General features: G+C 39.2%; 13 protein-coding genes and 1 pseudogene. 5 read left to right on the top strand and 9 right to left on the bottom strand.

Annotated elements, in window-relative coordinates:
- From KTHG_RS21265 to KTHG_RS12195, 4 genes and pseudogenes are all read right to left on the bottom strand, one after another.
- Nucleotides 1–232 (bottom strand): annotated as a pseudogene (locus KTHG_RS21265) (IS3 family transposase); the annotation flags it as partial.
- A gap of 176 nt (nt 233–408) precedes the next feature.
- Nucleotides 409–1,431, bottom strand: coding sequence for an aliphatic sulfonate ABC transporter substrate-binding protein (locus KTHG_RS12205; RefSeq protein ID WP_139993893.1), 1,023 nt, complete (start codon nt 1,429–1,431; stop codon nt 409–411).
- A gap of 11 nt (nt 1,432–1,442) precedes the next feature.
- A complete protein-coding gene (locus KTHG_RS12200; RefSeq protein WP_139993891.1) occupies nt 1,443–2,228 on the bottom strand; it encodes an ABC transporter permease in 786 nt (261 codons plus the stop codon).
- A complete protein-coding gene (locus KTHG_RS12195) occupies nt 2,161–3,012 on the bottom strand; it encodes an ABC transporter ATP-binding protein (protein ID WP_186439585.1) in 852 nt (283 codons plus the stop codon). The genes KTHG_RS12200 and KTHG_RS12195 overlap by 68 nt, the downstream gene beginning before the upstream one ends.
- 143 nt (nt 3,013–3,155) lie before the next feature.
- On the opposite strand from KTHG_RS12195, the gene KTHG_RS12190 reads away from it, so the two are divergent.
- Nucleotides 3,156–3,767, top strand: coding sequence for a Crp/Fnr family transcriptional regulator (locus KTHG_RS12190; protein ID WP_139993889.1), 612 nt, complete (start codon nt 3,156–3,158; stop codon nt 3,765–3,767).
- Nucleotides 3,768–3,814: 47 nt separating this feature from the next.
- Entirely contained in the window at nt 3,815–4,318 is a 504-nt protein-coding gene (locus KTHG_RS12185; protein WP_139993887.1) for an amino acid oxidase, read from the top strand.
- Between the two features lie 112 nt (nt 4,319–4,430).
- Here the strand turns inward: KTHG_RS12185 and KTHG_RS12180 are convergent, their stop codons facing one another.
- Entirely contained in the window at nt 4,431–5,369 is a 939-nt protein-coding gene (locus KTHG_RS12180; RefSeq protein ID WP_139993885.1) for a VOC family protein, read from the bottom strand.
- 41 nt (nt 5,370–5,410) lie between these two features.
- Between KTHG_RS12180 and KTHG_RS12175 the strand changes: the two genes are divergently transcribed.
- A complete protein-coding gene (locus KTHG_RS12175) occupies nt 5,411–5,986 on the top strand; it encodes an alpha/beta hydrolase (protein WP_126989365.1) in 576 nt (191 codons plus the stop codon).
- 83 nt (nt 5,987–6,069) lie between these two features.
- A complete protein-coding gene (locus tag KTHG_RS12170) occupies nt 6,070–7,110 on the top strand; it encodes a serine hydrolase (protein ID WP_139993883.1) in 1,041 nt (346 codons plus the stop codon).
- Nucleotides 7,111–7,249: 139 nt separating this feature from the next.
- Here the strand turns inward: KTHG_RS12170 and KTHG_RS12165 are convergent, their stop codons facing one another.
- Entirely contained in the window at nt 7,250–7,762 is a 513-nt protein-coding gene (locus KTHG_RS12165; RefSeq protein WP_139993881.1) for a tetratricopeptide repeat protein, read from the bottom strand.
- 161 nt (nt 7,763–7,923) lie between these two features.
- On the opposite strand from KTHG_RS12165, the gene KTHG_RS12160 reads away from it, so the two are divergent.
- Nucleotides 7,924–8,328, top strand: a complete 405-nt coding sequence (locus KTHG_RS12160) for a hypothetical protein (protein ID WP_126989362.1) — start codon at nt 7,924–7,926, stop codon at nt 8,326–8,328.
- Between the two features lie 38 nt (nt 8,329–8,366).
- Here KTHG_RS12160 and KTHG_RS12155 read toward each other — a convergent pair whose 3' ends face one another.
- The 3 genes from KTHG_RS12155 to KTHG_RS12145 all read right to left on the bottom strand — a co-directional run bounded on the left by KTHG_RS12155 (nt 8,367) and on the right by KTHG_RS12145 (nt 10,329).
- Complete coding sequence (locus KTHG_RS12155; RefSeq protein ID WP_139993879.1) at nt 8,367–9,476, bottom strand: TerD family protein; 1,110 nt, start codon at nt 9,474–9,476, stop codon at nt 8,367–8,369.
- Between the two features lie 9 nt (nt 9,477–9,485).
- Nucleotides 9,486–9,863: a DUF6173 family protein gene (locus KTHG_RS12150; RefSeq protein WP_126989360.1), complete on the bottom strand. Its 378-nt coding sequence runs from the start codon at nt 9,861–9,863 to the stop codon at nt 9,486–9,488.
- 88 nt (nt 9,864–9,951) lie between these two features.
- The gene (locus KTHG_RS12145) at nt 9,952–10,329 is read right to left on the bottom strand and encodes a hypothetical protein (protein ID WP_126989359.1); all 378 of its coding nucleotides are present in this window, start codon (nt 10,327–10,329) and stop codon (nt 9,952–9,954) included.
- Nucleotides 10,330–10,358: the final 29 nt, after the last annotated feature.

Genomic DNA, 10,358 nt, shown 5'->3' with positions numbered 1-10,358 from the left:
CGGGCATGCCTTTGCGAGACATGCTCATGATAACGCCTTTTTCTTTGACTGCTTGCGGATTGTTATGCGCTATCCCTTCATCTAAATTTTCTTGAAATGGTCCTTTTCCATAGCTGTATTGTTTTCCAAGAGGCTGTTGTAATCGATGCACCTCTCCTTCTTGATACCACTTCACCCATTGATAAATCTGCGTATTATTTTTAATCTCACATACCTTCATCTTTTCATTCACTGGCACATTTGCCAACTTTATCTCGAGTGGCTTTCCTTTTTGTTTCGTATGAATACGTTTGTTTTTTTTCCATCAAAAAACACCTCCAAAGATTGTATACCCTTGAACGTGTCTTTTTCTTTTTATATTGTCTCAGATTTTTAGGTCAGTTCCTAATCGCGATTCCTTTTTTCATATTATTTCGTTGCTTCTTTTAAGTAGCTTAAATCAACGAAACCTTTAATATCATCTTTTGAAATATAGCCCGCTTCTTTTGAAATCGTCGCCATTTCTTGAAGCACTTTTTCATTAACATCCGTTGTTGGTGTTAAACGTTTGAATGACTCTGTCACTTCTTCTTTCGATAGCTCTTTACCTGTAATATCTTTCACATGTTTTAAAAATAAATCAATGGCTTTTTCTGGATTATCATTAATGAAATCGACGGCTTCTGCATGTGCCTTTAGCACTTTTTTCGTCGTTTCAGGATTTGCAGATGTAAAATCTGTTTGTGCAACGACAACCGTATTTGTTGATTCTTTACCCCACGCGAATTCGTCTGGCCCTAATAATAATTTAGCATCCGCATTTTTCTCGATATTTACGCCCCAAGGCTCCTGTGTTGCGGCTGCATCTACTTGCTCTTGTACAAATAATGCTGCTGTATCTGCTGGTGCTTGTTTTACCGTATTTACGTTACCGCCACTTGATTTCACTTTTAAATCTGCCTCTTTTAATGCTTTCATTAATGCAATATCCTGTGTACTACCGAATGTCGGAATAGCTACCGTTTTACCTGCTAAATCTTTGACAGAATTAATACCTGAATCCTTACCGACCACAAGTACAGCACCACCATTAACGGCACCTGAAATAATTTGATGCTTCGGTGTTTTCATATAGCTTGTTAGTGCGGGTGTTGGCCCAACTGTACCTAAATCAATCGCATCCGTTGACATCGCCTCCATAAAAGCCGAGCCATCATTAAATGTATTTGTTTTAATGGTCACATCATCGCCTAATTGTTGTTGGTAGAAGCCTTTTTCGAGCGCCACAATTGTTGCGATATGCGTCATATTTGGAAAGTACCCAATGCGTACCTCTTTCACACTATCCTTGTCTTCTGCTGCACCCTTTTTATCCTCACTACCACATGCGGCTAATACGAGCGTCACAATCGATAAGACTGCGAATAGCCAAAATTTGTTGAACTTTTTCATAGATTCTCCCCCTATTTCACTACTTGAATGCCGCGCTTACGTAACACAGCGCGTTCTAATTTTACAAAAACAAAGTTATCAATAATTGTGCCGATGACACCAATAATGATCATAATCGCAAACACTAAATCCATCGATTGTAGCGAACGGCCCATATCAAGCAATGTCCCTAGACCGCCACTACCCCCTAGTAATTCCCCTGCTAGCACTGCACGCCATGCAAGCGCCCAGGCAACGCGTAGACCAGCAATGAATTGTGGGACACTCGCTGGAAAAATAACGGTGCGGAATAAATGGAATCCTTTTGAGCCCATCGTACGCGCTACGCGAATATTAAGTGGTGGCACACTTTTAAAGGCGGTGCTAAGCGTTATCGATAGCGATAATGTCGCCCCTAAAATAATAATGAATAATACCGATTCGACCCCTAAACCGAACCATAAAATAGCTAATGGGAACCATACGATATTTGGCACCGACTGAAGCGTTGATACGAAGAAGCCTAATGTATCATCAACAAGCTCGGATTTATAGATTAAGAATCCGATAATTGTGCCTAAAATGACGGCGATAATAAAGCCGATAAGTAACCGACCGAGTGATTGGGCTGTTGCTTCTAGCAGCTGCCCATCTATTAAGCCGCTAATCAGCGTTTTTATTACCGTTACGCCACCCGGCTCATTCGGTATAATAAGTGGCGGCCACATAAAGGCTGGGAAAAGCTCAAACTTAGATATCGCTTCCCATATGGCTATCAGTATTACCACGAAGCTGATCCTTCTTAAAGTCGTAATCATCCCCAAACTCCTCCTTCAACACTTTCTCCATTTCTAGCTGTAGCTCAGATAAAATGCGTCCCTCTAAATCAATGAGTACACTATCTGTCGCCTGGCGCGGTCTCGATGCCTGCACCGTATATTCACGCTTCACGCCACCAGGACGCGTTTTCATTAACAAAATACGGTCGGATAAAACGACCGCCTCGCGAATATTATGCGTAACGAAGATAATCGTCTTTTTCGTTTCACGCCATAATGACTCTAATTCCTTATGTAGGACCATACGTGTTTGTTCATCTAACGCCGCAAAAGGTTCATCCATTAATAAAATCTCTGGGTCCATCACAAGCGCTCGCGCAATAGCGACACGCTGCTTCATACCACCAGATAATTCATGTGGCTGTGCATGAGCGAATTTCGCTAAATGAACTTTTTTAAGCCATGTCATCGCACGTGCCTCTGCTTCTTTTTTTGGTACCTTTTTAATTAACAAGCCGTACATCACATTCTCAAGAACACTCATCCAAGGGAATAATCCCGACTCTTGGAATACAACGATACGGTCATTCCCTGGTCCCTTAATCGGCTTTCCATTAACCTCAATAGCGCCCGATGTCTGTTTATCAAGTCCTGCAATAATATTTAATAACGTCGATTTCCCACAACCAGATGGTCCTAGCAGAGATAAAAACTCCCCCTTCTGAATCGTTAAATTCACTTTATCTAATGCAATAACAGGGTCCTGCCCCTTTTGGTCAAATGCCTTATGTAAATCGCTTAATACGATATGTGGTTCATTCATCGTGCCACCTCCTACTTATAAAACCTATTAGTTTAGTATGTTTTGTATGATATAGCTGATTCTAAAGCAAAATTTCTAACAATTCTGTCACTTAGGTGACGAAACTGTAAAAAGAAAGGTAAAATATAGTAGGGAGGGATTTTATGCAAGAAGTCATTACATACATCGAAAAACATGGCCAAAAAAATACACTTCCAAAAGGATGCTCTATTTTTCAAATGGCTGAAAATACGACACATATTTATTATTTAAAAGCAGGCTGGGTGAAAATTGGACAAGAAACCGAAGATGGTCAGGATATTACCCTATCCATTCGAAAAGCTGGCGATTTATATGGCTTAGCAGAGGTATTGACGCATACTGCTACAAGACTTCGTTATGCAGTAAGTTTAACGGAAGTTGATTATTATACGCTTTCAAAAGAACAGTTAGAGGCATTGCTAAAGCAGCGACCGATTCTTTGGAAACCACTCAGTGAAATGATGGCCATGCGCTTAATCGAAACACAAAATTTCATGCGTGCCATTACAAATTTACAGGTCCCTGAACGCTTAGCTTGGTTTTTAAAACAATTTATTACCTACAAAAATGGGCGGCCTTTCGTTGAATTACCGATGACACATGAGGAGCTCTCCAATCTAATCGGCTGTAGTCGTCAAAAAGTGACTGCAAATTTAAGTGCCTGGCGTAAGGCTCAATACATTACATATGAACGCGGAAAAATTGAACTATTGAACGAACAGTTATTTACATAATTTGTATAATTGTTATAATATGTTACACTTTCTACGGAGGTGATATTATGAAAAAAATGGTGATTCTTATGCTAGGCCTTATTATGCTAGCGGCCTGCTCCCAAAAGAATGTGAGCTACGAAGGGACGCCGCTAAAAATTGCTGTCATTGGTGAAATACCTGAGTATGACAATGACCGCGTAACATTTGAGGAAATTTCATTGGAGAAATTCAAGGAGGATAGCGCACATATCGCAAAAAATTACAATGCGGTGATGATTACACCACTCGCCTTTGATAAGGCTTCAAAAGATACATATAGCGCTGTTTACCATAAGGCAAATATGCCGATTATTTTCTTTGATTCGAAAAAGCGTCATTATCCATTTGTTGAAAAAGGAATGAGCTATGCATCTGCCTCTAGCGACTCCTTCAATGATGGCTCTCATACAACGCTTTACGTATCAGATGCTAAAACAAATGAGGAAGAAATATGGACTTTCCCACTAGAAAATGACGATGACTTACCCGCTTTGTATACAAGTATTTTTGAAAAAATAGAGGCATTATAGGACAACACACGTCATGTTCCTTTTAGCGTTCGCAACAAAAAATCGGAACCGTGCCACAGCGCGATTCCGATTTTTTTTATGCTCATAGGAATGGTTATTTTTAAGCCTCTTTTTATAGTTTGCTTTCAATAAAGCTTCGACGAGTTTCTAAAAATGGCGGCAAATATAACGGGATTGCCGCAAAGTCAGCTGTATCCATGTCGACTTTTTGGAAATCTGTTTGCTCTGTTGCCACTTCGATTAATAAATTATTCGGCTCACGATAATAAAGTGATTGGAAGAATTCTCGGTTTTTAATGCCTGAGTAACGGAAATTTTTATTAATAATCTGCTCTTCAACTGCTAAAAGTTCACTATAACCACGTGCATTTAACGCGATATGCTGAATTGCACCAACACCCATTTCTTCTAAATTACGTGTACGATCCTCATAAAGATGCAACGTTTGACCAAATAAAGCATCCTCGCGTCCAAGTACCGTCACTTGGTACCCATTATCTTCAAACTGACTTATCTCTTGTACATCAAACATTTTTTCAAATGCACGAACAGAAGCTTTCGCATAGCGTACACGACAATGTACAGAATCAATACCTAAAATCGCATGCTCTTTCGGAATATCTGCTGCTTCACGAGGGAAATAAATGTCCTGTTTCTTAACAGGTGTTAAACCTAGCAGTACGCCATCATAATCTTCAAAGCGTAGAATTTTTGAGCCATTATAATCTTCAATTTCACAATTAAATACATCATGCTCGCGTAGACGTTTTTCCCAGAAAACGAGTGATTCCTCGGACGGTACCGCAAAAATCGTACGCTCTAATGAATTCGTACCGTATGCTTTTGTTGGACCGCTTTTCATTTCAAACACACTGAATTCTGTACCAGGTCGCCCTGTCGTATCCCCGTAAAATAAGTGATACATTTCCATATCATCTTGGTTTACCGTTTTTAATAGTAATTCCATACCGAGTAGTTTATGATAAAATTCAAATGAACGTTGTACGTCTCGATTAATAACAGAGACGTGGTGAATAATTGGATTTGTCATCGTGCACTTCCTTTAATTTAATTGATAGGAGTTTTTTCTTTATGAATCATTTTACCATAGAAGGTCCACTGAATGAATGGATTGTTCTTTTTCATGGCACAGGAGGTAATGAATATTCGCTGTTGCAAATCGCAGGTGATATTGAGCCGAACGCGCATGTATTATCATTTTTAGGAGATGTAGATGAAGGCGCGAATCGCCGTTTCTTTGCTCCATTAAAAGCTGGTACTCTTGACCGTGCTGATTTTGATGCACGCATCGATGCTTTTTTAAAAGACTGGCCACAGCTACGACCTGAACAAGCAACGCGTATTACTTTTATGGGCTTTTCAAATGGCGCAAACTTTGTATTAGGTTTATTAGAAAAAGAGCCTGCTATTGCAGACCGCGTTGTACTATTGCACCCATCAAATTTAGCGTATACCTTTACTGAAGGTAGCAATGCTCAAATTATTGTCACAAGCGGCGCAATGGATACGCTAGCCCTTCCTGGTGATACAATGAAACTTACAAAACAACTTGAAGCGGTATTCCCAAATACGACACTCAAGTTGTTAGACGGGGCTCATGGGATGACTGAGCAGGAAATCACATATTTACAAGACACATTACGGTAACAACTAGCCTCCTTTATTGGAGGTTTTTTTAAGCATGGAGCGGTATAATAAAATCGATGTCTACATAAGGAGTGAATCATGACATGTTATTAATTCTCGGATTAATCGTGTTTATCGTTCTTTTTGCGCTCATGGGGCTCATGTCGCTATCGCAAAAGAAAATGTTAACACCAGAATCCGTTCTAACATTTACGAAAGAAAGCCCATCAAAAGTATCCTTTGCGATGCACTACAACGGTAAAAGCATTGGCTCTGTGAATCCACTTCAAGCGGCCCCACTTGTTAATTCAAGCAATCTAATTATTGCGATTGAATATGCGCATCAGGCTGCAGAAGGAAAAATCGATGCCGAACAACTTGTCTCATTTGATGATATCGAAGCCTTCCATATTCCTAAATTAGAAGGCGATCTACACCGCGAATGGATTGCACAAATGAAGCAAGCTCGCTATAAAAAAGACGTACCACTTCGCGAAGTTGCCAAAGGGATGTTGCAATATAATTCCTTTGCGAACGCTGAATATTTAATGCATGTACTAGGTATTGCAGAAATCAATGAACAGCTACGCAAGCTGAAAATGACAAAGCATGACCCTATCTATCCAACAGCTAGTGCGCTGTATGTAGAGGACCAACACGCCACATTACATGACTACCGTAAGCAAGCAACAGCCATTCATGCAGAGCTACTGAAAAGTCCAAAATCCGCTCAGCAAAAAAATGCAGCGAAGAAAAATGCAGCGAAGAAAACATGGGCCGAGCATTTACCAAAAGGCTCTGCTAAAGATTATGTATCATTAGTGAAAAAATTAAACAATGCTACATTATTTGGTAAAGAAATTTATTCATATTTAATGCCTTTACTTGATGGCCTTTTAACTGCACCAAAGGCTAAAAAAGAAGCCGAGCATGGTGCTCAGTTCCTAAGCCTTACTGCATCAGCTGTCAATGGCATTCTCTATACGACAGACCACGCTGGAAACCGCTTAGAAATGGCCATTTTCCTTTACAATTTAACACCTCAGGAACAAATGAAACTATCGATGAGCGTTAACAACTTCTTTGACCAAGTTGTCACAGACCCTGTCTTCCGCGAACGCATTAAAATGCAGGCAAATAAATAAGAAAAAGACTGGAACAAAACACGTCATTTTCATTTTTTAGTGTTCGCAATGAAAAACCGGAACCGCACTATAGCGATTCCGGTTTTTCTTATGCTCCTAAAAGCGGTTGTTTTTACATGTATGTCGAAGCCTCTCTTTTTTATTTATCAATTAATGCTGTCGTATGTTTCAAGCGTAGCATTTCATCCTCTGCTTCTGGATACTGCTGCTCTGCCGCTAAATAATAATATTGATAGGCTTGTCGGTAATCACCTTGCTGTTTAAGTGCATTCGCATATTGAAACTGGGCTTCTGCGCTTCCCTGGTCAGCACCTTTAAGGAACCATAAATTTGCTTTCGCATTATCTTTTTCAACACCAAAACCATACTGATATAGCTCCCCTATTTTACTCATGGCATCGCCACTACCTTGTTTGGCAGCTTTTGAATACCATTCATAGGCCTTCTGCTCATCTTCTTCAAAACCATATTGCCCTGTAAAATAATAATGTGCCACCGTAATTTGAGCGTCGATATCACCCTTTGCTGCTTGCTTTAATAATTTTTTACGTTGTTTTATATGCTCACTAGGAATAACTGAATTTCTATTAATTTTAATAATCATTCCACAGATAAATATCATTGCGGCAATACATAGTGCTATACCATACATCGAAAAAGGCTCCTTTTTTATCTAATGTAGGTTATATTTTACCATATTGTGGTTTTTTCGCAATTTAAACCCTTACTAAATATGATGGGAAAAGTAGATTACTTGAAATACGAACAAACGTTTGCTATACTAAAAATAAATAAAATGAGGTGGTGATAGGAATGAAAAAATGGTGGTCCTATTTAATCGTTGCATTGATTGTTATGAATGAACGACATTTTGCCAAACGTTTTTTACGAAAACACTATAATGTCGATTTAACTGTACCTATTTATGTATCTACAAAAATATTACGCGAAGGTAGCCTCGGCATTTTTGTGATGAAAAATGCGTATGAGCCATCTTATATTGCTATTGATGCTTCGCTTGCTAGTAGTAAAAATAGACAGCTTTTTCGTCGTGTGTTGATTCATGAGCTCATTCACTATGCATTATTCGTCCAACAATTACCGTTTCAAGATGACAGTCCACTTTTTCACAAAGAAGTAATCAAACATGGTAGCTTACTAAGCGGTCAAGTAATGATTGAAAATGGTCATTTTTCTTTATTAGATGAGGCCATTTAAAAAGCGAGACGCTCATAATTGCGTTCCCGCTTCGATCATTATTTAAATTCTACTGGTCCTTTATCCATTTCAAATGTTCCATCCGTATATAAAGCCGGTGAACGTTCAGAGCCAGATTTTGAATATTTCTCGACATGGCTCACACGCGCATTTGATGTCTCACTCAAATCAATATGAGCAATGGCTACCCAATAGGCAAAGTTGTTTTTTTCAAATAAACCACTTGTCACACGCTGCCCTAATTGATTATCCACAACAGCCTGTGCCTTCATCTTCTTGAAGCTCCCAAAGCCGTTACTTACAGCACTATATGCCGCAATTAGCACATAGCTAATTTTTGAAAGCTGGTGAATAATAATCGTTTCCTGTCCCGCGGTTTTACTATCACCATCTAATGTAATATACGGTGCTTTACTCGCATTCCCCATATCTCGGTAATACACTTTTCCTGTTTCTCCATTTGCCAACACATAAAAGCAATACAAGTCTAAATCTTTTTTCGGATTGGCCCACTCAAGCGTTGCAATAAATTTCTCTGATTTTGCAATCGACACAGATTGACGCTTTTCCAAATTAACATTCATTTTTTCAAGCTTCACAGGCGCTGGCTTTTCTAGAGGTTCTTGTGGTGTATCAATGATTTCTAAGCCATAATGTTCACATAGTGCCTGAAGTCCACCGTTAAAACCACTACCAATGACATTTAATTTCCATGCGCCATTATGACGGTAAAGCTCTCCTACAACAATCGCTGTTTCCTGTTGTAAGTCCTCACCAAAATGATAATGATGACGATTTCCAACCGTCAAATGAATTTTGTCGATTTGCTCAAAGCGCAAATTTTGTGTATCCCCTTCGTGAATCGTTAACGTAATAGCAATCCGTTCTACATCTTGCGGCACTTGATTTAGTAACACTTCAATCGTGCCATCCTGCTCCGTTTGTTTACGATATTGTACAGATTGATTCGGACTCTGTGGCTGCCCATAAAATATAAAATGTTCATCACGCACACAGCGATTATTTGCATCCAACAAAAAGGCTGACACATCAACATCCATTGCTTTTTTCGGAGTAGACCATTCTACTGTAAGCGTGCAGCTATCCACCGGCTCAATTGCGATTTTTTGTCCTCTTTTTAAATCCATAATGGCCCCCTATTCTTCATCCTTCATAAATCCAATACGCTTTGGTGGCACCTCTGGATCGGGATCTGCTTTTTTCATAGCCATCAGTAAAAAACTTATTTGCGATACATGTTGTACAAGCTCAATACGATTTCCCTGCTCTGTTTGCCCATGAAAATGAATCAAACTTGGATTATAATAACCGATGCCTGTAATATTAAATTGCACTGTTTGGCCAAAGTTTACGAGCTTTACACCAATTTCATGTTCTTCATCCAATTCCTCTTCAAAATCTAAAATCATTTCCATAATGCGCTTATGGAACTCACTCGCTAGGTTTTGATCGACTTCTGGCTGATTCATCACAGCGGACTTCGCCGTTTCAGTCGGTTTATTAATCATATCCATATAAATCCCTCCTCATCTAGTTACTGACCTATACCCTTTTTCCATACAAAAAAGGCAGTGACATTGAAATGTCACTGCCTTAGATGGTTTATTGCTTTTGAATGCCGCCTTCTGGGTCAAGCTCTTCTTTATTTTCTGATAAAGATGTATCAGTGTCATGTGTTGCTTTTTCTTGTGCTAAGTTTTCATAGTCAACTGCTGTTTGTGTTGAGCCTTCGCTTACCATTTCTTTATCATTTAATTCGTAAGCTGTGTTACGGTCAGGAATAATCGTGTGATCTCCTGTCTCATTATCAGCATTTTGTTTACTATTCATCTCTTGTTTCTTTTGATTCACGAATTCGCTTACTTTCCCTTTCGTGTCATTAAACATTGCCATTGCTTTGTCACGGTTTTCTGGTTTTCGTAAATAAGCTGCCGCACCCGCGATTGCAGCTGCTAGTAAGTAATTATTCTTTTTAGCCATGTTAAAAACCTCCATCTTGTTTTCTATAA

This window comes from Kurthia sp. Dielmo, assembly GCF_000307285.2.
In the GTDB taxonomy this organism is placed as follows: Bacteria; Bacillota; Bacilli; order Bacillales_A; family Planococcaceae; genus Kurthia; species Kurthia populi.
The sequence above is the reverse complement of the archived record's forward strand: the minus strand, read 5'-3'. Positions and strand labels throughout refer to the sequence as shown.

Coding starts and splice junctions, on each gene's coding strand:
- KTHG_RS12205 (WP_139993893.1), bottom strand. CDS start 1,431: ATGAAAAAGTTCAACAAATTTTGGCTATTCGCAGTCTTATCGATTGTG.
- KTHG_RS12200 (WP_139993891.1), bottom strand. CDS start 2,228: ATGATTACGACTTTAAGAAGGATCAGCTTCGTGGTAATACTGATAGCC.
- KTHG_RS12195 (WP_186439585.1), bottom strand. CDS start 3,012: ATGAATGAACCACATATCGTATTAAGCGATTTACATAAGGCATTTGAC.
- KTHG_RS12190 (WP_139993889.1), top strand. CDS start 3,156: ATGCAAGAAGTCATTACATACATCGAAAAACATGGCCAAAAAAATACA.
- KTHG_RS12185 (WP_139993887.1), top strand. CDS start 3,815: ATGAAAAAAATGGTGATTCTTATGCTAGGCCTTATTATGCTAGCGGCC.
- KTHG_RS12180 (WP_139993885.1), bottom strand. CDS start 5,369: ATGACAAATCCAATTATTCACCACGTCTCTGTTATTAATCGAGACGTA.
- KTHG_RS12175 (WP_126989365.1), top strand. CDS start 5,411: ATGAATCATTTTACCATAGAAGGTCCACTGAATGAATGGATTGTTCTT.
- KTHG_RS12170 (WP_139993883.1), top strand. CDS start 6,070: ATGTTATTAATTCTCGGATTAATCGTGTTTATCGTTCTTTTTGCGCTC.
- KTHG_RS12165 (WP_139993881.1), bottom strand. CDS start 7,762: ATGTATGGTATAGCACTATGTATTGCCGCAATGATATTTATCTGTGGA.
- KTHG_RS12160 (WP_126989362.1), top strand. CDS start 7,924: ATGAAAAAATGGTGGTCCTATTTAATCGTTGCATTGATTGTTATGAAT.
- KTHG_RS12155 (WP_139993879.1), bottom strand. CDS start 9,476: ATGGATTTAAAAAGAGGACAAAAAATCGCAATTGAGCCGGTGGATAGC.
- KTHG_RS12150 (WP_126989360.1), bottom strand. CDS start 9,863: ATGGATATGATTAATAAACCGACTGAAACGGCGAAGTCCGCTGTGATG.
- KTHG_RS12145 (WP_126989359.1), bottom strand. CDS start 10,329: ATGGCTAAAAAGAATAATTACTTACTAGCAGCTGCAATCGCGGGTGCG.